At 64.1% G+C, this 22,294-nt stretch carries 16 protein-coding genes; 15 read left to right on the forward strand and 1 reads right to left on the reverse strand.

Annotated features, from left to right (window positions below; genetic code table 11):
* Position 1: 1 nt before the first annotated feature.
* The 10 genes from CMV30_RS00380 to CMV30_RS00425 all read left to right on the forward strand — a co-directional run bounded on the left by CMV30_RS00380 (position 2) and on the right by CMV30_RS00425 (position 16,009).
* A complete protein-coding gene (locus tag CMV30_RS00380) occupies positions 2-1,252 on the forward strand; it encodes a CmpA/NrtA family ABC transporter substrate-binding protein (protein ID WP_096054190.1) in 1,251 nt (416 codons plus the stop codon).
* Positions 1,253-1,270: 18 nt separating this feature from the next.
* The gene (locus CMV30_RS00385; protein ID WP_096054191.1) at positions 1,271-2,179 is read left to right on the forward strand and encodes an ABC transporter ATP-binding protein; all 909 of its coding nucleotides are present in this window, start codon (positions 1,271-1,273) and stop codon (positions 2,177-2,179) included.
* Positions 2,176-3,012, forward strand: coding sequence for an ABC transporter ATP-binding protein (locus CMV30_RS00390; RefSeq protein ID WP_096054192.1), 837 nt, complete (start codon positions 2,176-2,178; stop codon positions 3,010-3,012). The genes CMV30_RS00385 and CMV30_RS00390 overlap by 4 nt, the downstream gene beginning before the upstream one ends.
* Positions 3,013-3,131: 119 nt before the next feature.
* Positions 3,132-4,661: an alginate export family protein gene (locus tag CMV30_RS00395; protein ID WP_096054193.1), complete on the forward strand. Its 1,530-nt coding sequence runs from the start codon at positions 3,132-3,134 to the stop codon at positions 4,659-4,661.
* 447 nt (positions 4,662-5,108) lie between these two features.
* On the forward strand, positions 5,109-6,314 hold the full coding sequence (locus tag CMV30_RS00400) for an MFS transporter (protein ID WP_096054194.1): 1,206 nt from the start codon (positions 5,109-5,111) through the stop codon (positions 6,312-6,314).
* Positions 6,315-6,415: 101 nt separating this feature from the next.
* Entirely contained in the window at positions 6,416-8,185 is a 1,770-nt protein-coding gene (locus tag CMV30_RS00405) for a bifunctional protein-serine/threonine kinase/phosphatase (RefSeq protein ID WP_217494432.1), read from the forward strand.
* 96 nt (positions 8,186-8,281) lie between these two features.
* The gene (locus CMV30_RS00410) at positions 8,282-10,081 is read left to right on the forward strand and encodes a NirA family protein (RefSeq protein ID WP_096054195.1); all 1,800 of its coding nucleotides are present in this window, start codon (positions 8,282-8,284) and stop codon (positions 10,079-10,081) included.
* A gap of 49 nt (positions 10,082-10,130) precedes the next feature.
* On the forward strand, positions 10,131-11,891 hold the full coding sequence (locus CMV30_RS00415) for a sulfite reductase subunit alpha (protein ID WP_096054196.1): 1,761 nt from the start codon (positions 10,131-10,133) through the stop codon (positions 11,889-11,891).
* Positions 11,892-12,011: 120 nt separating this feature from the next.
* Positions 12,012-13,700, forward strand: a complete 1,689-nt coding sequence (locus tag CMV30_RS00420; RefSeq protein ID WP_217494433.1) for a DmsC/YnfH family molybdoenzyme membrane anchor subunit — start codon at positions 12,012-12,014, stop codon at positions 13,698-13,700.
* 62 nt (positions 13,701-13,762) lie between these two features.
* Positions 13,763-16,009: a molybdopterin oxidoreductase family protein gene (locus CMV30_RS00425; protein WP_096054198.1), complete on the forward strand. Its 2,247-nt coding sequence runs from the start codon at positions 13,763-13,765 to the stop codon at positions 16,007-16,009.
* A gap of 73 nt (positions 16,010-16,082) precedes the next feature.
* On the opposite strand, the gene CMV30_RS00430 is transcribed toward CMV30_RS00425, so the two are convergent.
* Positions 16,083-16,508: an OsmC family protein gene (locus CMV30_RS00430; RefSeq protein ID WP_096057530.1), complete on the reverse strand. Its 426-nt coding sequence runs from the start codon at positions 16,506-16,508 to the stop codon at positions 16,083-16,085.
* A gap of 143 nt (positions 16,509-16,651) precedes the next feature.
* Here CMV30_RS00430 and CMV30_RS00435 point away from each other — a divergent pair, with 143 nt between their 5' ends.
* The 5 genes from CMV30_RS00435 to CMV30_RS00455 all read left to right on the forward strand — a co-directional run bounded on the left by CMV30_RS00435 (position 16,652) and on the right by CMV30_RS00455 (position 22,293).
* Positions 16,652-17,275 (forward strand): hypothetical protein, encoded by a 624-nt coding sequence (locus CMV30_RS00435; protein ID WP_217494434.1) that lies wholly within the window; start codon positions 16,652-16,654, stop codon positions 17,273-17,275.
* Between the two features lie 38 nt (positions 17,276-17,313).
* The gene (locus CMV30_RS00440; protein WP_096054199.1) at positions 17,314-17,781 is read left to right on the forward strand and encodes a (2Fe-2S)-binding protein; all 468 of its coding nucleotides are present in this window, start codon (positions 17,314-17,316) and stop codon (positions 17,779-17,781) included.
* 21 nt (positions 17,782-17,802) lie between these two features.
* On the forward strand, positions 17,803-20,067 hold the full coding sequence (locus CMV30_RS00445; RefSeq protein ID WP_096054200.1) for a xanthine dehydrogenase family protein molybdopterin-binding subunit: 2,265 nt from the start codon (positions 17,803-17,805) through the stop codon (positions 20,065-20,067).
* Between the two features lie 94 nt (positions 20,068-20,161).
* The gene (locus CMV30_RS00450) at positions 20,162-21,034 is read left to right on the forward strand and encodes a 2-dehydropantoate 2-reductase (RefSeq protein WP_096054201.1); all 873 of its coding nucleotides are present in this window, start codon (positions 20,162-20,164) and stop codon (positions 21,032-21,034) included.
* Between the two features lie 140 nt (positions 21,035-21,174).
* Positions 21,175-22,293, forward strand: coding sequence for a hypothetical protein (locus tag CMV30_RS00455; RefSeq protein WP_096054202.1), 1,119 nt, complete (start codon positions 21,175-21,177; stop codon positions 22,291-22,293).
* Position 22,294 lies beyond the last annotated feature (1 nt).

Genomic DNA, 22,294 nt, shown 5'->3' on the forward strand with positions numbered 1-22,294 from the left:
CGTGAACTTCCTCTCCTCTAATTCACCCGCCCGCTCGGCAGGCATCGAGTCATCCCGCTCCGCCGGGCAGCACGCGCGCTCCCATTCGCCCGGCCTGCGCGACGGCGACTCACCCGAAATCGCTCAACTTACCTTCGGTTTCCTCCCGCTCACCGACGCCGCCCCGCTCATCGTCGCCCTCGCCAAGGGCCTCTTCAAAGACCACGGCCTCGACGTCACTCTCCGCCGCGAAAGCAGCTGGACCTCTCTGCGCGACACGCTCAACCGCGGCGAATCCCACGGCGCGCAAATGCTCTTCGGCATGCCCGTCGCCGCCGGCTGCGGTCTCCTTGGCGGCGATCAACGCCCGCTCATCATCCCGTGGGTGATGAACCGCAACGGCCAGGCCATCACTCTCAACGCCCGCTACAAAGGCAAAGTCGCCGACAACGCCCGCGCTCTCCGCTCTGCCGCCATCGAGGGGCGCGACTCCGGCCGCCCGCTCGTATTTGGACACACCTTACGCGTCGGCACCCACGCCCTCTGGCTCCGCTACTGGCTCGCCGCCGGCGGCATTCATCCGGGTAACGACGTCGCCCTCATCACCGTTCCTCCCGCGCAGATGGTCGCCAACATACGCGCCGGTCGCATGGACGGCTTCTGCGTCGGCGAACCGTGGAACGCCCGCGCCATCGCCGAGGGCCTCGGCTACACCGCCATCACCACACAAGAGGTCTGGCCCGATCATCCCGACAAGGTCTTCGCCTTCTCCGAACAATTCGCCGCCCTCCACCCGCGCTCCGTCATCGCCTCCCTCAAAGCCCTCGAACAAGCCGGTGCCTGGCTCGACGAGCCCGCCAATCACGCCGAAGCCGCCGAGCTCCTCGCGCGCCCCGAATACCTCAACTGCGACGTCCACTGGATTCTCTCCCGTCTCGACGGCAAAATCGATTACGGCGACGGCCGCTCCTCGACCAGCGACTACCCCATCACCTTCGCCCGCCGCAGTGCCAATCGCCCGCGTGTCAGCCACGCCATCTGGATGATGACGCAGTTCCGCCGCTGGGGCCTGCACTACGGCGCACCCGACTACTCCACCGTCGCCGCCCGCGTCATCCGCACCGATCTCCACGCGCAGGCTCTCCGCGAGCTCGGCGTCGTTGACCTCAGCCCCATCGACGGCCCCGAGACTTTCTTCGACGGCAAGGTCTTCGATCCCGCCAATCCCGAGGCCTACGCCCGCAGTTTCGAGCTCCACAACCTCGCCGGTTAACCGCCACGCGCTCCTCCCATGTCTTTTCTCGAAATCAAAAACGCTTCGAAGTCGTATCTCAACGGCGGCAAGCGCTCCGAGGTCTTAACCGACATCAACCTCGACATCGCCGAGGGTGAATTCGTCGCCATCGTCGGCTACTCCGGCGCAGGCAAAAGCACGCTCATCAACTTCCTCTCCGGTCTCGTGAAATCCGATACCGGCACCGTCACGCTTGAGGGAAAGCCCATCACCGGCCCCGGTCCCGACCGTGGCCTCATCTTCCAAAACTACTCGCTGCTCCCCTGGCTCACCGTCTTCGAAAACATCGCCCTCGCCGTCGACGAAATCTTTCACGACTGGTCCGCCGATAAACGCCGCGAACACATCGATCGCTACATCGCCATGGTGAAGCTCACTCGCGCGCGTGACAAAAAACCTCACGAGCTTTCCGGCGGTATGCGCCAGCGCGTCAGCGTCGCCCGGACCCTCGCGATGAATCCGCGAATCCTCCTCATGGACGAGCCATTCGGCGCGCTCGACGCCCTCACCCGCGGCGATCTTCAGCAGGAGACGCTCCAGATCTGGGAGGAAGACAAACGCACCGTCGTCCTCATCACCAACGATCCCGACGAAGCCATCCTCATGGCCGACCGCGTCATCCCGCTCACCGCCGGACCCCGCGCCACCCTCGGACCAAGCATCCCGATCACACTTCCCCGCCCGCGCCGCCGCGCCGAGCTCAACGAAAATTACGACTTCAAACAGATCCGCGCCGAGGTCACCGACTACCTCCTCAAAGCCACCGACCGCCGCAAAGGCGGCGTCACCAAATCCCTCATCCTTCCCGACATCGAGCCCGAGGATCTCAACACGAAGCAAACCATCATCGGCAAACGCCGCCCGATCCGCCGCAGCGAAATCAAACAGGAGACCGTTGAATCATGAGCGCCTACCTCGAAATCTCCGACCTCAAGAAAGTCTACCCAACGCCGAAGGGCGACGCCGTCATCGTCCAAAACATCAACCTCAAGATCAAAAGGGGTGAGTTCGTTACCGTCATCGGCCACTCCGGCTGCGGCAAGAGCACCGTCCTCATGATGGTCGCCGGCCTCAATCCGATCACCGAGGGCAACATCGTCCTCGCTGGCAAAGAACTGGACGGCCCCGGCCCCGATCGCGGCATGGTTTTCCAATCACCTTCGTTGCTGCCGTGGCTCACCGCTCGCGAAAACGTCATGCTCGGCATCGAGCAGGTTTTCTTCACCGCATCCAAGGAAGAGCGTCTCCAGATCGCCGAGTATTTTCTTACCGTCGTCGGCCTCGGCGAGTCGATGGATAAAAAGCCTGCCGAACTTTCCCAAGGCATGAGACAGCGCGTCGGCATTGCCCGCGCTTTCGCCCTCAAGCCCAAGATGCTTCTCCTCGATGAGCCCTTCGGCATGTTGGATTCACTCACCCGATACGAACTCCAGCAGGTCCTCATCGACCTCTGGCGCAAGAACCAGATCACCGCCATGATGGTCACGCACGACGTGGATGAAGCCCTCTTCCTCTCCGACCGCATCGTCTGCATGACCGACGGGCCAGCCGCCGAGATCGGCGAAATCATCGAGGTCAACTTCCCCCGCCCTCGCGACCGCAAGGCCGTCATGGAGCATCCCGATTACTACAAGCTGCGCGAGCAGCTCATCACTTTCCTCGAAGTCCGCGCTCACCGCCATCACGCGCCCGCCGCACCCGCCGCCAAATCCGAGGCCGCCGTCGCTCACACGACGTAACCCGCACCCACAACTCCGGCTCTAAAATTTCGCGCGAGGCACTCCGCCCCGCGCCCCGGCTCCGCCGTGCCCGCATCACCGATACACCCGCTTTCCTCACCAACATCACCGCACTCACCATGAACATCGCACGCACCTGTCAGCAGCTCGCGCTCACCGCCCTCCTCGGCGCCAGCGCCGCCACTGGTCTCCACGCCCAGTACGCCCCGCCTCCTCCCCCGCGCCCGTTCCCCGGCTTCATCAACGAAAAACTCCGCGCCACCGACGTCTACATGTCGGCCTGGGACATCGCCGTGAACCTCCGCGGCCGCTACGAATACAAAAACAACGCCGGCTTCACCGACGCCGGCTCCAACTGGGATTTCTCCACCCGCCCGCAGGACGACAACGACAACGCCTACTACCTTCTCCGCGCCATGCCGCGCGTCGCCTACACCGGCAAATGGTTCGCCGCCACCGTCGAAGGGCGCTCCAGCTACTCCATCGGCGACGAGCGTTACCTCGCCACCGCCCCCGGCAAAGCCCTCGCCGAACGCGACGGTCCCATCGACCTCCACCAAGCCTTCGTCTTCATCGGCAATCACAAGGAGTTCCCTGTATCCTTGAAGCTCGGACGCCAGGAACTCGTCTATGGCGACCAGCGCCTCGTCGGCCACTTCCGCTGGAACAACAACGCCCGCACCTTCGATGCCCTCAAGGTCCGCTGGCAAAACGCGATCTTCGGCGTCGATGTCTTCACCGGCGGCGTCGTGTACAATGACCACAACAACGGAAACGACTTCAACTCCCAGGATCTCTTCTCCGGCGCCTACTTCAACTTCCCGACCGTCTCCACCAAGGACATCGTCGAAGCCTACGTCTTCGCCCGCAACACCGCTCGCGGCATCGTCACCGACGACTGGTCCGGCGTCCCCGCCCCCTTTCGCTTCCCCGCCCCGCAGGATCTCTACACCTGGGGCCTCCGCCTGAAATCGAAACCCGCCGCGTACGACGCTTGGGACTACGGCATCGAGCTCATGTACCAGACCGGTAACAAAGCCACCGTCTTCCCCGCCACCGCCGTCGCCGCCGCCCGCACCGCCCCACGTCTGGATCACAGCGCCTACGCCGGCATTCTCCAGCTTGGCTACACGTGGACCGAACACGCCTGGCAGCCCCGCCTCGCCCTCATCTATAGCCACGGCTCGGGTGACGACAACGCAGCCGACGCCAAGAGCCAGACCTTCCAAAATCTCTTCCCCACGAACCATCTCTTCTACGGCTACATGGATCTCTCCAGCCTCCAGAACACCCAGGACCTCCGCCTCGCCTACACCTTCAAACCCAAGCCCACGCTCAGCGTCGCCCTCGAAGGTCACGTCCAGCAGCTCACCGAGACCACCGACTACTGGTACAACGTCGCCGGCGTCCCGCGCAACTTCACCACCACCGCCGTCGGCAGCGGCTCCGGCTACCGCATCAACCCGTCCTACGATGCCGGACTCGGCTACGAAGCCGATCTCGTCGTCGGCTATTCAGTTACCCACTACGCCCAGCTCGAACTCGGCCTGAGCCACTACTTCCGCGGCGACTACATCAAACAGTCCCTCCGCACCGTCGGCTCCCGCGACGCCAGCTACGCCTACTTTCAGCTCACGCTGAATCTCTGATCTCCGCCGTAGGCCAGCGTGCTCGCACGCGCCTCCGACGAGTTGTTGTTGTTCAAAGCGGCGCGGCCCCCACAGGCCGCGCCGCTTTCATTTCCGAGGTAGGGCGGGTTAGCCTTAACCCCGCCGGTTGGACTCCGCACACAACCCAGACCGATCGCCATTGGTAATTAGTCATTGGTCATTCGCGCGCCGCCCAACGCCGCGCCCCCCCTGCTCAATTTCACTCACGCCTCATTCATACCTCATCACCACGCTGCCTCATTTTTCACATGAATAATTAGAGGTAAAACCCCGCCCGTTTTCCCCTCTCTTTTCTCCCCACATCGCTCCGCATCCGCCCACACTCACACCGACCGTCGATGAGCCACGCTCATCATCTTCCCCAAAACTATTCGCCGCTCAATTCCACCGAAGGCATGAACGCTGCTAATTGGTCGCTGCTCAAAAATGAACATCGCCCAGTTTAAGAAGTCCGGTCACTGGCCCACGCTCGCCACATCGTTTCTCTATTTCGACGTCAGCTTCATGGTGTGGACGCTCCTCGGCGCACTCGGCGCGATGATCGCCCCCGATCTCAGCCTCACCGCCGACCAAAAATTTCTGATGGTCTCCACGCCCATCCTCGCCGGTGCCTTCCTCCGCATCGCCCTGAGCATGCTCGTCGATCGCATCGGCACCAAGAAGACCGGCATCATCGCCCAGCTCATCGTTATGGCCGGCCTCTTCGTCGCTTGGCAGCACGGTATCCATTCTCTCAATCAGGCTCTGATCCTCGGCGGCATCCTCGGCGTCGCCGGAGCCAGCTTCGCCGTCGCCCTCCCCCAATCCGGCCGCTGGTACCCGCCCCACATGCAGGGCGTCGTCCTCGGTCTCGCCGGTGCGGGCAACGTCGGTGTCGTCATCGATCACCTCGCCGCCCCCCGCATCGCCGCCCACTGGGGATGGCAGTCCGTCTTCGGCGCCGCCCTCATCCCGCTCGCACTCGCCTTCATCCTCTACGTGATTTTCTCCAAGGAGCCTCCCGGCGAATTCAAAAAGAAAAAACTCTCCGACTACGCCAAACTCCTCAGCGAAAAGGACGCCCACTGGTTCTGCTTTTTCTACACGATCAGCTTCGGAGGCTTCGTCGGCCTCGCCACCGCCTTTGCCATCTACTTCAGCGATCAATTCGGCCTCAAGCCCGTCCACGCCGGCGAAATGGCCGCCTTCTGCACCTTGGTCGGCGCACTCGGGCGTCCGATGGGCGGCGCGCTCGCCGACAAACTCGGCGGCATCAAAGCCCTCGGCGTCTTCTACAGCGTCGCCATCGTCTCCCTCATCGTCGCCGCCCTCGCGCACAATCTCTGGATCTGCGGCGCCGCCTTCTTCGTCGCCTCCGGTGCCTTCGGCATGTGCAACGGATCCGTTTTTCAACTACTCCCGCAGCGCTTCGCTAAAGACATCTCCGTCATGACCGGCCTCGTCGGCTGCGGCGGCGGCATCGGCGGCTTCCTCCTCGGCCGCATGTTCGGCCTCTCCAAACAGCACACAGGCAACTACACCGTCGGCATCCTCCTCTTCGCCGGCCTCTGCGTCATCGCCCTCATCGGCCTGCGCCTCGTGAAAACCCGCTGGCGCACCACTTGGGGCGCCACCGCCGCCGCCCGCATCTAACTGCGTCCGCGAATCTCTTCTCGATGTAGGCGGGGTGCCCTCACCCCGCTTTTTCGTCTCCAAATCCCGCCACTCCTCCGCGCTCACCCGCCCCGCCTCTCATGCCGCAACCCGCGCTCGCCCACGCATCCACCGACCGCCACGCTCACGCGGCAATGAAGGTTTTCCCCACCTCACACGGCGTCCCGCGTCACCCCACCGGCACCTCGCAAGACGCCTCCCGCGTGCTCGTCCGCGACGGCCGCGTCATCGCCGCCCTCGCTGACGGCGTCGGCTCCAGTCAGGAGGGCGGAGCCGCCGCTCAACGCGCCGTCGACATGATCGTCGATTACTACGTCGCCCGCCCCCAGGCTTGGACTCCCCGCCGCGCCCTCACCGACTTCGTCAGCCAGATCAACCGCATCTTCCACCAAGAATCCCAGCTCCGCCACGGCTCCTCCGAACTCCTCTGCACCCTCACCGTCGCCGTCATCGAAAACGGCCGCCTCTACGGCCTCAACATCGGTGACTCCCCCGCCTACCTCTGGCGCCGCGCCAAACTCACCCGCCTCTCCCAAAACCATGCCCTCTCCCAAAACGGCATGCAGCACGTCCTCACCCGCGCCGTCGGCCTCGAACCCACTGTCGAGCCGTGGTTCTTCGAAAACACCGTCGAGGATGGCGACATGCTGCTCCTCTGCTCCGACGGCGTCTCCAACGCCGTATCCGAAAACCAACTCGCCGAACTCCTCTCCCGCCGCACCGCCGCCCGCAGCATCGTTTCCTCCGCCGCCGAGCGCATCGAAGAAAACTCCGATCTCCGCGACGACGCCACCGCCGTCGTCCTCGACATCGCCCAGCGCGGCTGGACCGGCGGCACCGGCGAACGCCCCCTCGAAGTCCTCCCCGCCCTCCGCCCCGGCGACATCATCGACAACTTCAAACTCCTCCGCCCTCTCCAGGACACCGCCCGCGTCTGGCTCGCCGAAAAACTCCCCGCCTCCGCCTCAGCCTCCGATCATTCAACTTTCAACCTTCAACCTTCAACCCACGCACCAAGCGCCACAGGCGCTCGGTGCGTGCTTAAATTCCCTCCCCTCGAAGCCCGCGACGAAGACGCCCGCCGTGACGGCTTCCTCCGCGAACTCTGGCAGGCCTCCCGCATCGACTCTCCCGACTTCATCCGCGCCACCATCCCCGCCGAGGGCTCCCTCCGCTACTACGTGATGGACTACGTCGAGGCGCCCACCCTTCGAGCACACCTCGCCAACGGCTCTCTCCGCGTCGAGGAAACTGTCGAGCTCGCCCGCTTCCTCCTGCGCTCCGGCCAGTATCTGCTTTCCCGCGACCACGCCCACGGCGACATCAAACCCGATAATATCCTCGTCCTCCGCGACGGCGAAAACCTCCGCTTCCTCCTCATCGACCTAGGCAGCGCCGCCGAGGTCTTCTCCGTCACCAACCGCGCCGGCACCCCCAGCTACCTCGCTCCCGAACGCTTCCAAAACGCCCCGCTCTCCGAACGCACCGAGCTTTTCGCCATCGGCGTCACCCTCTACGAATCCCTCGTCCGCACCTACCCCTACGGCGAGATCGAGCGCTTCCAGACTCCTCGCTTCGACACTTCTCCCAAACGCCTTACCCGCCTCAACACTGCCGTCCCGCCCTGGCTCGAATCCGTCATTTCCCGCTCCCTCGCCCCCGATCCCGACGACCGCTACCAAAACTTCTCCGAGATGGCCTACGACTTGGACCATCCAAACGAGGTCACGCCGTTCTACGCAAAAAACACCGCCCTCCTGGATCGCGACCCCGTCCGCTTCTACAAGCTCCTCAGCCTCGCCCTCTTCCTGACGAACATCGCCCTTCTCTGGCACCGCCTCCGTCGCTGAAAAACGATGAGCACTTCTCATCGTTACCCATAAAACTATTCAGCGCGTTGATTGATCACCGCCCCTCCGTGGCATCGCGGGTGCTAATTAGCGGGCGTGTCCGTCCCGACTGATCTCCTCGCCGCTCCCGCACCGTTCTCGCCCTCCCAAAAGGAGTACCTCCAGGGCTTCATGGCCGGCGTTTACGCGTCCGGCTCGATTCCCTTCGTCGGCACCCACGCCTCCGGCCAGCTCACCGCCACCCCCGGAGCCGCCACTTCCGGCAACCTCGCCGCGCCCGACGAAGAAACCGTCCACGGCACCCCGCTCGGCGATCTCTGCAAAGAAGAACGCTGGAAACACGACGAGAACCCGCTCGACGCTTGGGAACGCCTCCTCAAGCACGCCGACGAAAACAAGTTCCCCGACGCGGAGAACATGTACCGTTTCAAAACCCACGGCCTCTTCTACGTCGCCCCCGCTCAGGACAGTTTCATGATCCGTCTGCGCGTCCCTGCCTGCGAGATGACCGCCACGCAGATGCACGGCCTCGCGGACATCGCCGCAGAGTTGGGCGGCGGATACGCCCACATCACCACCCGCGGCAACTTCCAGATCCGCGACTTCAAGCCCAAGGACATCGTCCGCCTCCTCACCTGGGTCCAGGACCTCGGCCTCACCTCCAAAGGCGCCGGCGCTGACAACATCCGCAACGTTACCGCCTCCCCCAACTCTGGCTTCGATCCCACCGAACTCCTCGACGTCCGCCCCTTCGCCAAAGGCCTCCACCACTATATTCTCAACCACCGCGACATGTACGGCCTCCCGCGGAAATTCAACGTCGCCTTCGACAACGGCGGCTCCATCTCCGCCGCGGCCGACACCAACGACATCGGCTTCTTCGCCGTCCGCGTCACCGAGAAAACCCTCGCCGCTTCGCCCTCTCCTACGCGTGTCGAGCCCGGCATCTACTTCCGCGTCCACCTCGGCGGCATCACCGGCCACCAAGACTTCGCCCGCGACACCGGCCTGCTCATCAAGCCTTCCGAGGCCGTCGCCGTATCCGCGGCCATGATTCGCGTCTTCGCCGAGAACGGCAATCGCACCAACCGCAAGAAAGCCCGCCTCAAGTACGTCCTCGATAGCTGGGGCTTCGAAAAGTTCATCGCCGAAACCCAGAAGAAACTCGCCTTCCACCTCGGCCGCCTGCCGCTCGAAGCCTGCGAACCTCGCCAGCCCGTCGTGAAACACGGCTGGCTCGGCGTCGCAAAACAGTCCCAAAAAGGCCTCAACTCCATCGGCGTCGGCATCCCCGTCGGCCGCATGTCGCCGAAGCAGATGCACGCCATCGCCGACCTCGCTACGAACTTCGGCAAAGGCGAAATCCGCCTCACCGTCTGGCAGAATCTCCTCATCCCTCACATCCCCGACGCCTTCGTCGAGTCGGTGAAACGCTCCGTCAGCCGCATGGGCTTCTTCACCGAAGCGGGTAGCATCGCCGCCGGCGTCATCGCGTGCACCGGCAGCCGCGGCTGCAAATACGCCGCCGCCGACACCAAGGCCCACGCCGTCGAGATCATCAAGAAACTCGACGCGAAACTCCGCCTGGATTCTCCCGTCAACATCCACTTCACCGGTTGCCCCAACTCTTGCGCGCAACACTACGCTGGCGACATCGGTTTCGTCGGCTCGAAACTCCCCGACGGCGCCGAAGGCTACAACGTCGTCCTCGGCGGCGGCATGGACAACGAGCAAGGCGTCGCCCGCGAACTCTTCAAAGGCATCCGAGCCACCGAAGTCCCCGCCCTCGTCGAAAAAATCCTCGTCACCTACAGCGGCAAAAAACAGCGCGGCGAAACCTTCGTCCAATGGTCCCGCCGCCACTCCATGAAAGAGCTCCAGGAGTTCCTCACCTGATCGGGATCACAATCCTGTTAATTCTGTAATCCTGTCTAAAAAATTTTCGATGTCTTCGATTCCTCTTCTTCCCGAGACCGCTCCCTTCTCCCCCGAGCAACGCGCGTGGCTCAACGGCTTCTTCGCCGGCCTCTTCTCCCGCACCAATTCCTCCGCAGCGCCCGCCGTCGCCGCCGCAACCCTACAGCCGTTAACGATCCTCTTCGGTTCCCAAACCGGCACCTCCGAAAGCCTCGCTAAACGCGCCGCCAAGGAAGCCGGCAAACGCGGCTTCGCTCCCACCGTCGTGGACATGGCCCAGACCGACATCGCCAAACTCGCCGGCGAGAAAAACGCCCTCGTCATAACCAGCACCTATGGCGATGGCGAACCGCCAGACAACGCCAAGTCCCTCTGGGAAGCTCTCGCCAAAGACGACGCCCCCAGCCTCGCCAGCCTCAACTTCTCCGTCTGCGCCCTCGGTGACACCAACTACGCCCAGTTCTGCCGCTGCGGCATCGACTTTGATCAACGCCTCGAAAAATGCGGCGCCAAACGCATCGCCGACCGCGCCGACTGCGACCTTGAGTACGACGAAAAATTCACCAAGTGGCTCGACGCCTCCCTCAACGCCCTCGGTTCCGCCTCCGCCGCTCCATCACCTGCTGCGACCTCATCCGCTCCCGCTGCAGCCACTGATTCCGACGCTCACGGCGAATCCCTCTACTCAAAGAAAAATCCTTACGCATCCCTCCTCCTCAGTTCGCGAAACCTTAACGCACCCGGCTCCGCGAAATCCGTCCACCACATCGAATTCGATCTCGCCGGTTCCGGCCTCGCCTACGAAGCCGGTGACGCCCTCGGCGTCATTCCGCACAACTGCCCCGAACTCGTCGCCGACGTTCTCACTGCCCTCGGTTTCGACGGCGAAGAAGCCATCGCCAGTGCCGATGGTTCCACCACCTCGCTCCGGCAGGCGCTTACCACCACCTACGATCTCGGCAAACCCTCGCCCGATCTCCTCGCCGCCGTCGCCAAAAAAACCACCGCTCCCGTCACCGCCGGTGCTAGCGTCGCCGCCACGTCACCGGCACCTCACCACGTCATCGACGTGCTCCACGCGTATCCAGACGCCAAGTTCACCGCCGCGGAGTTCGTCGCCCTGCTGAAAAAAATCCAGCCGCGCCTCTACTCGATCTCCTCCAGTCCCAAAGCCCACCCCGGCCAGGTCCACCTGACCGTCGGCGCCGTCCGCTACGATCTCCACGGACGCCCGCGCAAAGGCGTCTGCTCCACCTTCCTCGCCGACCGCGCCAAACCCGGCGACACCCGCATCGGTGTTTTCGTTCACAGCAACAAAGCCTTCCGTCCGCCCGCCAATCCCGACGCCCCCATGATCATGGTCGGCCCCGGCACCGGCATCGCCCCCTTCCGCGCCTTCCTCGAAGAACGCATGGCTTCCGGCGCCAAAGGCAAAAACTGGCTCTTCTTCGGCGACCAAAAAGCCTCCACTGATTTCCTCTATCAGGACGAACTTACCGCCCTCCAGAAATCCGGTGTCCTCACCCGCCTCGACACCGCCTTCTCCCGCGACCAGCAGGAAAAAATCTACGTCCAAAACCGGATGCTCGAAGCCGCCGCCGAACTCTTCGCCTGGCTCGAAGCCGGTGGACACTTCTACGTCTGCGGCGACGCCTCCCGCATGGCCAAGGACGTCGACGCCGCCCTCCACAAAGTCGTCGAACTCGCCGGCAAAAAAACCCCCGAGCAAGCCGCCGCCTATATCCAAAATCTCAAGACCACCAAACGCTACGCCCGCGACGTGTATTAAGGTAGGGCGGGTTGGCCCTAACCCGCCGCTTCGCCACCGCACACCAGCACGCACCACCTCCCATTCATCACCGCCAACGCCTGCGCTCCGACCTACTCGCTACCCGCTACTTCCGCCCCCTTGCCCGCTCCCAAACAAGATCCCGTCCGCACGCTGATCGACGAACTCCTCGCCGAACAGCAGCGCCTGCAAACGCCCGTCGCCCGCTTCTCCGAAGCCCACGACCGCGGTGCCTCGCCCGCGCTGGAGCCGCTCTATCGCGACCTCATCCCGCTTTCGAAACCCGGCCCCGGCGAACAATACGCCTTCGAGGTCGATCTCGATTCCTGCACCGGCTGCAAAGCCTGCGTCGCCGGCTGTCACTCGCTCAACGGTCTCGACGACGAAGAAACCTGGCGCGACGTCGGCATGTTGGTTGGCGGCACGCGCAATCACCCCTTTCAACAAACCGTCACCAGTGCCTGCCACCACTGCGCCGATCCCGGCTGCCTCAACGGCTGCCCCGTTCTCGCCTATGAAAAAGACCCCGTCACCGGCATCGTCCGCCACCTCGATGACCAATGCATCGGCTGCCAGTACTGCATTCTCAAATGCCCTTACGACGTTCCAAAATACAATGATCGCCTTGGCATCGTCCGTAAGTGCGACATGTGCCACAGCCGCCTCGCCGTCGGCGAAGCGCCCGCCTGCGTCCAGGCCTGCCCAACCCAGGCCATCAAGATCGTAACCGTCACGACTCATCTCAACGGCCAGCCCGCGCTCGACACCACCGCCTTCCTCCCCGGCGCTCCAGCTCCTGAATACACGCAACCCACCACGCGCTACACCTCGAGCAAACCGCTCCCGGCCGAGATCATCGCCGCCGACGCCGCCACACTCCGTCCGCAACACCCGCACTGGCCGCTCGTCTTCATGCTCACGCTGATGCCCATGGCCGTCGGCTGCTTCACCGTCGCGGCCTGCGCCGACCTCCTCGCTCCTCGCTACCCGTTACTCGCTAATCTTCCGGCCTCCGCCCCCACAACGCTCGCGCTCACCGGCTGGCTCGCCGGAGCCGCCGGACTCTTCGCGAGCGTCTTCCACCTCGGCCAACCCCTCCGCGCTTGGCGCGTCTTCCTCGGCCTCCGCAAATCCTGGCTCTCCCGCGAAGCCGTCATCTTCGGCCCCTGGTTCGGCCTCGCCACCGCCACCGCAGCCGTCCCGCTCGCCTCGCAGCTCGGCCTCTTCTCTGGGAGCGCCGACGTCCCCGTCGGCTCCGTGTCTTCCGCGCTGGCCTCCGCCTACTCGCTACTCGCTGCCCACTACTCGCTACTGACGCTCGCCACCGCGAGCGTGGGCCTCCTCGGCCTCTTCTGCTCCTCAATGATCTACATCGACACCCAACGCCACCTCTGGCGCGCCGCCCAAACCATCCCCCGCTTCTTCGGCTCCGGCGCCGTCCTCGGTTTCGCCATCCTCTTCGCCGCCGCGCCCACGCTACCGTACTTCTTCGCCTTGCTCGGCTCCGTCCTCTTCAAACTCGCCATCGAAGCCCGTGAACTCCGCCCGCTCGACTCCGACGACGACACACCTACCGCCTCCTTTAAGACCGCCCAAATGCTCACCGGCCCCCTCCGCCTCCCGCACAATCTCCGCGTCACCTCCGCCCTCCTCGCCTGCATCCTCGCCTTCGCCCTCACGCGTATTTCCGCGCCTTCGCTCCTCGCCTGGACAATCCCCGCCCTCCTCCTCGCCAGCGAACTCACCGAGCGTTACCTCTACTTCCGCGCCGTCGTCGCCCCCAAAATGCCCGGCGTCGTCTCCAAATAATTTCTCCTCCGAAACTCTGCGCACTCCGCGATCTCTGCGGTTAAATTTTCCGACATTTCGCCATGATCCCCCAACTCGAAGACCTGCTCCACGCCCGCCAGGGCCCGATGACCAGCGAGCTCGTTCTTCGCCCCGGCGACTTCGGACTCGGCCGCATCCCCGCCCGCCTCAAGCCCGCCGCCACGACCGACATGGTCTGCGGCTTCTGCAGCACCGGCTGCTCCCTCCGCGTCCATCTCAACGAGCGCGGCCAGGCCATCAACCTCACCACCAACCCGCACTACTCCGTCAACCAGGGCATGGCCTGCCCCAAAGGCTGGGAAGCGCTCACCCCGCTCTCCGCCCCCGACCGCGTCACCACGCCACTGTTACGCAACCCAGCCACCGGCAATCTCGAGCCCGTCGACTGGCCCACCGCCCTCGCCGCCTTCGTCAAAAACTTCAAAGGCATCCAGGAGCGCCACGGCAAAACTTCTCTCTCGTTCCTCAGCACCGGCCAGATCGTCATGGAGGAAATGGCCCTCCTCGGCGCCCTCGCGAAATTCGGCATGGGCATGACCGACGTCGACTCCAACACGCGCCAGTGCATGGCCACCTCCCACGTCGCCTACAAACAATCCTTCGGCTTCGACGCCCCTCCCTTCACGTACAAAGATTTCGAAGAGAGCGACGCCCTCATTTTCATCGGCGCCAATCCCTGCATCGCCCACCCGATCATGTGGCAGCGCGTGATGATGAACAAACACAACCCCGACATCGTTGTCATCGACCCGCGCCGCACCGAGACCGCGATGGCCGCCACACTCCACGTGCCGCTTCTCCCCAAAAGCGACCTAGTCCTCCTCTACGGCCTCGCGAACCTGCTCATCGAACGCGGAGCCATCAAACAAGACTTCATCGACGCCCACACCTCTAGCTTCGCTGACTTCGCCTCCTTCCTTCGCGAGTTCACACTCGACCGCACCGCCCGCGAAACCGGCCTGCCTGCCGAAACCCTCCACCGCCTCGTCGACATCATCGCCACCCGCGAGCGCGTTTCCCTCTGGTGGACCATGGGCGTCAACCAGGGCCACGAATCCACCCGCACCGCCCAGGCCATCATAAATCTCGCGCTGATGACCGGCAACATCGGCCGCCCCGGCACCGGCGCCAACTCCATCACCGGCCAGTGCAACGCCATGGGCTCCCGCCTCTTTGGCAACGCCTCGTCACTCCTCGGCGGATACGACTTCGCCAAAGCCGAACACCGCTCCCACGTCGCGAGCATCCTCGGCATCGATCCCGCCCTCATCCCCGACCGCGCCAGCCTCGCCTACGATCAGATTCTCGACGGCATCGACAAGGGCTCCATCCGCGGCCTCTGGGTCATCGCCACCAACACCGCTCACTCCTGGATCAACCAGAAGACCTTCCCCGCCATCCGCGAGAAACTCGAATTCCTCGTCGTGCAGGACATGTACGCCACGACCGAGACCGCCCGCATGGCCGACCTCGTGCTGCCCGCCGCCGGTTGGGGCGAAAAAGACGGCATCCTCATCAACTCCGAACGCCGCCTCGGCATCGTGAAAAAAGTCTCCCGCGCCCCCGGCCAGGCGCTCAGCGATTTCGCCATCTTCAAACTCGTCGCCGACGCCTGGGGCTGCGGCCACCTCTTCGCGAAATGGTCCTCGCCCGAAGCCGCCTTCCAAATCCTCAAAGAACTCTCCCGCCGCCAGCCCTGCGAATTCACCGGCATCAGCAGCTACGAACACATCGACCGCTCCGGCGGCATCCAGTGGCCCTTCACCGATAAGGACGCCATCGCGCCCACGCCGATTCACGAGCGCACCAGCACCGCGCATCCCGAGCGCGAACGCCGCCTCTTTTCCGACGGCCAGTTCTTCACCCCCGACCGCCGCGCCAAATTCCTCTTCGATCAACCGCGCCCGATGCCCGAGCTTCCCGACGCTGACTACCCGATGATTCTCCTAACCGGCCGAGGCTCCTCCGCGCAATGGCACACCGGCTCGCGCACCGACAAGAGCGACGTCCTCCGCAAACTCGCCCCCCGCGAACTCTACGTGGAGATCAACCCGATCGACGCCGACCGCCTCCGCATCGCCAACAACGAACTCGTCCGCGTCCGCTCCCGTCGTGGAGAAGCGGATGCGCTCGCCCTCATCACGAGCACGGTGCAACCCGGCCAGATCTACCTGCCGATGCACTTCGACACCGTGAACCGCCTCACCTTCCCGGCCTTCGATCCCCACTCGCGCCAGCCCAGCTACAAAGCCTGCGCCGTCCGCGTCGAACGCATCAAAAAACGATAGCCAGGTGGAACGCGTGGTCCCTCGCGCGTTTTCCGTGTAGGGCCTGAGCTGGCCTCAGGCCAGATGGAACCGCTCACCCCAACTTCGCCGACAACGAAATCTCCGCATTGAGCAACCGCGAGATCGGGCAGTTCGCCTTCGCCTTGTTCGCCAGTTCATCGAACTTCGCCGCATCGATTCCCGGGATTTTCGCGACCAGCACGAGATGCGACTTCGTGACCGTCCAACCTTTCGGCGGCACATTATCAAGCGACACCTCCGCCGTCACTTCGAGCCGCTCCGGCGTAATACCCGCCTCACCCAGCGTCGCCGACAACGCCATCGCGAAACACCCCGAATGCGCCGCCGCGATCAATTCTTCAGGATTCGTCCCCGCGCCCGACTCGAAGCGCGAGCCAAACGAGTACTCCGTATTCTTCAGCGCGCCTCCCGGCACCGTGAGCGCGCCTTTGCCGTCTTTGAGTGAACCTGTCCAAACTGCGGTAGCGTTACGTTTCATAGCCGCGCACCGGACGCGCTTTGCCCGACCTCGCAACTCGTTCACTAAAAAATCTCCCCGCTCCAGTTGCGCAAAAAATTCCCCGCGCTCCCTTAGCCAGGTCGTGGCCGCCCGCTGACCTGTGTGGCCGAGCACGACGTCCTATGCCCACATCCCCCGCATCACGTCGTACTCCGTTCAAGCGTCTCCTCCTATCCGCATGTATCCTAGGAACCGCCGCCATCGTCCTCGTCAGCCACGCCGCTGAAAACCCCGCCACGGCCGCGAAAAAAATCACTGACTCCGACCGTGCCCGCTCCATCGAAGCGTTCAAGCAGGTCGCTTCCGTCCTCCGCCATCCGCGCTGCATCAACTGCCACCCCGCCGGCGATTTCCCCCGCCAGGGCAACGACGGCCACCGCCACCAGATGAACGTCGTGCGTGGCCCCGATGATCACGGCGCACCCGCCATGAAATGCAGCTCCTGCCACCAAGCCGTGAATCAACAAAACGGCATCCCCGGCGCGCCCCATTGGGGCCTCGCTCCGAAGAGCATGGCCTGGGAAGGCCTCACCGATCACCAGCTGGCCGAACAACTCAAAGATCCGGCTAGAAATGGGAAACGTTCGCTCGAACAAATCTTCGAGCACAACGTCCACGACGAACTCGTCGGCTGGGCTTGGAACCCGGGCGCCGGACGCGAAACCCCGCCGCTCACCCGCGACGAATTTGCCAAGGCCCTCCGCACGTGGATCGATACCGGCGCCATCTCTCCCGACGCGAAGTAAACTCCATTTCAGTTCCCCTCTCTTCCACGTCTTCAATCATGATCACCCTCACGATCAACGGCACCGTCCACCAACTCGACATTCCCGGCGACACCCCGCTCCTCTGGGCCCTCCGCGACACCCTCGGACTCACCGGCACTAAATTCGGCTGCGGCATGGCGCTCTGCGGCGCCTGCACCGTTCACATCGACGGTGAAGCCGTCCGCTCCTGCGCCGCTCCCGTCGCCGGACTCATCGGCAAAAAAATAACCACCATCGAAGGCCTCGCCGCCCTCGCGAAGCGCGACCTCCACCCCGTGCAGCAGGCCTGGATCGAAGAAGACGTTGTCCAATGCGGCTACTGCCACTCCGGCCAGCTCATGAGCGCCTCCGCTCTCCTCGCCAAAGTCCCGCAGCCGACCGATGCCGACATCGACAACGCCATGTCGGGCAACATCTGCCGCTGCGGCACCTACCAGCGTATCCGCGCTGGCATTCACCGCGCCGCCGAACTCGCCTCCAAATAATTTCCGCGAATCGCCCCCACCATGATCACCGCCTCCCTTCGCGAAAATCCCGCCGCCCTCTCCACGTTTCGGGTCTCTGTCGTCCCGCCTGCCACCGCCGCCGACTGGTCTCGCCGAGGCTTTCTCAAAGCCGCAGGCACTTCCGTCGGCCTGGTCATCGCCTTTCAATTCACCGGCAAGCCCGCCCGCGCCGCCGCCCTCGACGCCGCGAAAAATCCTTCCGCTGCCAGCGGTACCTTCGCGCCCAACGCTTTCCTCCGCATCGCCCCCGACGGCTCCGTCACCATCTTCATCAACCACGCCGAAATGGGCCAGGGCATCATCACCGCCCTCCCCATGCTCATCGCAGAGGAGCTCGACGCCGACTGGTCCAAAGTCCGCACCGAGTTCGCCTCCACCGCCCCCGCCTACAACCACTCTGCCTTCGGCATCCAGATGACCGGCGGCTCCTCGTCCACGTGGTCTGAATACGAGCGTCTCCGCACCGCCGGTGCCACCGCCCGCGCCCTCCTCGTTCAAGCCGCCGCCGACCAATGGAAACTTCCCGCTGCTGAACTCAGCACCGAAAACAGCCACGTCCTTCATACCGCCACAGGCAAAAAAATCTCCTACGGCGACCTCGTCGAACACGCCGCTAAACTCACGCCCCCTGAAAAAGTCGCGCTCAAGGACCCCAAAAATTTCCGCCTTCTCGGCAAACCCACGCGCCGCCTCGATTCCCGCGCCAAAGTCACCGGCACCGCCGAGTTCGGCCTCGACGTGAAACAACCCGGCGTACTCACCGCCGTCGTCGCCCGCTCCCCCGCCTTCGGTGGCAAAGTCGAAACCTTCGACCCCGCTCCCTCTCTCGCCGTCCCCGGCGTGAAAGCCGTCTTCAAAGTCCCCTCCGGCGTCGCCATCATCGCCGAAAATTTCTGGGCCGCCAAACGCGCCCGCGACGCCGTCATCTCCACGATCTCCTGGAAACTCTCCGACGACGCCCGCATCGATTCCGATAAACAGGCCGCCCAATTCGCCGCACTCGCCAAGACTCCCGGCAACATCGCCGAAAAAACCGGCGACGCCGAAGCCGCTCTCAAGTCTGCCGCCAAAACCATCGAGGCCGATTACGCCGTCCCCTATCTAGCGCACGCGCCGATGGAGCCGCTTAACGCCACCGTCCATCTCCGCGACGGCGAGGCCGAGATCTGGACGGGCACCCAGTTTCAAACGGTCGATCACATGACCGCCGCCACCGTCCTTGCGCTCAAACCCGACAAGGTCCAGCTCCACACCACCTTCCTTGGCGGCGGTTTCGGCCGCCGCGCCACGCCCGCCTCCGACTGGATCGTCGAAGCCTGCCACATCGCCAAAGCCGCCCGTACCGCTGGTATCACCGTTCCCATCAAAACCGTCTGGACCCGCGAAGACGATCTCGCCGGCGGTTACTACCGCCCGATGTTTCACCACCGTCTCGTCGGCGGTCTCGATGCGCAGGGCAAAGTCGTTGCCTGGCATCAAACCATCGTCGGCCAGTCCTTCATCGCCGGTACTCCGTTCGAAGCGATGATGATCAAAAACGGCGTGGATGAAACCAGCGTCGAAGGGGCCGCGCACTCCGTCTATAAAATCCCCGCCCGCCTCGTCCACGCGCACAGCCCCAAAGTCCCCGTCCCCACGCTCTGGTGGCGCTCCGTCGGCCATACGCACACCGCGCTCGCCGTCGAATGTTTCATCGACGAACTCGCTCACGCCGCCGGCCGCAACCCGCTCGATCTCCGCCGCGAACTCCTCCCGCCTGAATCCCGTCAGCGCCGCGTCCTCGATCTCGCCATCGAGAAATCTGGATACGGCAAAACCAAGCTCCCCGCCGGTCGCGCCCACGGCATCGCCGTTCACGAAAGCTTCGGCAGCTTCGTCGCCCAGGTCGCCGAGGTTTCCCTCGAAGACGGCTGGCCCCGCGTCCACCGCATCACCGCCGCTGTTGACTGCGGCACCGCCGTCAACCCACTGACCATCGAAGCCCAGGTCCAGGGCTCCGTCATCTACGCCCTCAGTGCCATTCTCTACGGCGAGATCACCCTCAAAGACGGCCGCGTCCAACAATCCAATTTCCACCAATACCAGGTCGCCCGCATGAACGAAGCGCCCGTGGTCGACGTTCACGTGATCGCCACCGGCGACAAGATGGGCGGCATTGGCGAAACCGGCGTCCCACCCACTTTCGCCGCCGTTTTGAACGGTCTCTTCACGCTCACCGGCAAACGCATCCGATCGCTCCCTCTCAGCCACGCCGACTGGTCCTGACCTCTCGACATCTCCTTCATGGCTCGCACAGCTCATACTGTCCGCGATCCACTGAAATTGCCCTAAACTCGTTGAGCCGGTTGTTCACCGCCGCATGAAACGAATCGCAATCGTCGGCCCCGGCGCAGTCGGTGGCGTGGTCGCAGGCTGGCTCGCCCACACCGGCCGCCACGAAGTCATCCTCTGCTCGCGCCGTCCTCTGCCCGAACTCGTCGTCGAACTCTCTGACCGCCGCCTGACTTCACGCCCGCTCGTATTCACGGATCCGGCACAAGCCACTCCCGTCGATTGGATTCTCGTCACGACCAAAGCCTACGACGTCCCCGGCGCCGCGCTCTGGATAAAAAACCTCGGCCCATCCGGCGCTCCCGTCGCCGTCCTCCAAAACGGCGTCGAGCACCGCGAGCGTTTCGCGCCTTATCTTTCCGCCGACCGCATCGTCCCCGTCGTCGTCGATTGCCCCGCCGAACGCGTCTCACCCACGCACATCCGCCAGCGCGGTCCCGCCAAAATGGCCGTCTCCGACGACTTGCTCGGACAGGACTTCGCCGCGCTTTTCGCCAACACCGCCGTGGACGTCACGCTCACCGCCGATTTCAAAACCGCCGTCTGGCGCAAGCTCTGCCTCAACACCGCCGGCGTCATCTCCGCCCTCATCATGAAACCGTCCGGCGTGATGCACGACGCGCAACTCGGCGAACTCTCCCTCGCCCTCGTCCGCGAATGCATCGTCGTCGGTCGCGCCGAAGGTGCCGTACTGCCCGACGATCTCGCCGAAGCCGTTCTCCAAAATTACCGCAACGCCCCGCCCGATTCCGTCAATTCCCTCCACGGTGATCGCATCGCGGGCCGCCCCACTGAGCTCGACGCGCGCAACGGCGCCGTCGTCCGCTTCGGTCGCAAGCATGGCATCCCCACTCCGTGCAACCAGATGGCCGTCGCTCTGCTCGCCGCGATGAGCAGCTGAGCCACGCGCCGCATCCGCGCCGCTATTCCCGGCTCGCGAACCGCCGGATTTGCAGCCTGTCTCTATGCACCCCGATTGGCGCGAGAGAACCCCCAAACCCCTGGGCGGCCTCGTGCCTCGAAGGCTCGACCCCAAACAACATGCACCCCAACCCCGTTCACTCGTTCGCAAAATCCCCCGCGCACTCGCTGCGCGTTTTCTCCGCTCTCGTCGTCGCAGCGCTCACCTTCGCCGCCACGCCCACCCTGCACGCAGTCGCCTTCTCCGGCGCACAAGGCTACGGCGCCAACGCCACCGGCGGCTCTACCGTCGTCCGCGTCACCAACCTCAACGACTCCGGCACCGGCTCCCTCCGCGCCGCCCTCAGCGCCAGCGGCCGCCGCGTCGTCTTCGATGTTGCCGGCACCATCCGCATCACCTCCGCCCTCGTCGTCCCGACCAACACCACCATCGACGGCACCACCGCCCCCAGCCCCGGCATCACCGTCACCGGCTACAACACCTCCTGCTCCGACCGGAATAACATCATCATCCGCAACATCCGCTTCCGCGAAGACCTCACCGGCCCTTCCGGCAAGTGCTCCTTCCAGGGCACCAACTGCTACAACATCATCCTCGACCACTGCTCCCTCCAGTGGGGCCGCTGGGACACGCTTTCGTTCACGGGAAACTCCCACGACATCACCGTCCAGTACTGCATCATCGGCGAAAGCATCGACCCGCAATACTTCGGCAACCTCATCGATGCCTGCGACCGCGTTTCCCTCCACCACAACCTCTACATCGATAACCAGAGCCGTAACCCCAAGCTCAAGTGCAACGGCCAGTACATCAACAACGTCATCTACAACTGGGGCAGCGGCGGCCTCATCGGTGGCCACTCCGCCGGTGTCTGGAAAAGCGACATCATCAACAACTACTTCATCGCCGGCCCCAGCACCGTGAACCTCAACGAGTGGGTCAGCGACTGCACCGCCACCGACACTTGGTACCAGTCCGGCAACTACCACGACCTCGACCGCAACGCCGCCCGCAACGGCACGCTCATCCCCGCCTCCTCCTTCACCGCCAAAGCCGTTACCCTCGTCTCCGCGAAGCAGCACGCCCCCTCACCCGCCATCACCGTTCACGCCGCCACCTACACCGTCGATCAAGCCCTCACCGGCAAACTCGGCTGCCAGCCCAACGACGCCGTCGACACCCGCCTCGTCGGCTACCTCCGCTCCTACGGAACCCAAGGCCGCATCGGAAAACCCTGAG

Source organism: Nibricoccus aquaticus (assembly GCF_002310495.1).
GTDB lineage: Bacteria > Verrucomicrobiota > Verrucomicrobiia > Opitutales > Opitutaceae > Nibricoccus > Nibricoccus aquaticus.

Coding starts and splice junctions, on each gene's coding strand:
- CMV30_RS00450 (WP_096054201.1), top strand. CDS start 20,162: ATGAAACGAATCGCAATCGTCGGCCCCGGCGCAGTCGGTGGCGTGGTC.
- CMV30_RS00425 (WP_096054198.1), top strand. CDS start 13,763: ATGATCCCCCAACTCGAAGACCTGCTCCACGCCCGCCAGGGCCCGATG.
- CMV30_RS00415 (WP_096054196.1), top strand. CDS start 10,131: ATGTCTTCGATTCCTCTTCTTCCCGAGACCGCTCCCTTCTCCCCCGAG.
- CMV30_RS00435 (WP_217494434.1), top strand. CDS start 16,652: ATGCCCACATCCCCCGCATCACGTCGTACTCCGTTCAAGCGTCTCCTC.
- CMV30_RS00390 (WP_096054192.1), top strand. CDS start 2,176: ATGAGCGCCTACCTCGAAATCTCCGACCTCAAGAAAGTCTACCCAACG.
- CMV30_RS00400 (WP_096054194.1), top strand. CDS start 5,109: ATGAACATCGCCCAGTTTAAGAAGTCCGGTCACTGGCCCACGCTCGCC.
- CMV30_RS00440 (WP_096054199.1), top strand. CDS start 17,314: ATGATCACCCTCACGATCAACGGCACCGTCCACCAACTCGACATTCCC.
- CMV30_RS00405 (WP_217494432.1), top strand. CDS start 6,416: ATGCCGCAACCCGCGCTCGCCCACGCATCCACCGACCGCCACGCTCAC.
- CMV30_RS00430 (WP_096057530.1), bottom strand. CDS start 16,508: ATGAAACGTAACGCTACCGCAGTTTGGACAGGTTCACTCAAAGACGGC.
- CMV30_RS00445 (WP_096054200.1), top strand. CDS start 17,803: ATGATCACCGCCTCCCTTCGCGAAAATCCCGCCGCCCTCTCCACGTTT.
- CMV30_RS00385 (WP_096054191.1), top strand. CDS start 1,271: ATGTCTTTTCTCGAAATCAAAAACGCTTCGAAGTCGTATCTCAACGGC.
- CMV30_RS00395 (WP_096054193.1), top strand. CDS start 3,132: ATGAACATCGCACGCACCTGTCAGCAGCTCGCGCTCACCGCCCTCCTC.
- CMV30_RS00455 (WP_096054202.1), top strand. CDS start 21,175: ATGCACCCCAACCCCGTTCACTCGTTCGCAAAATCCCCCGCGCACTCG.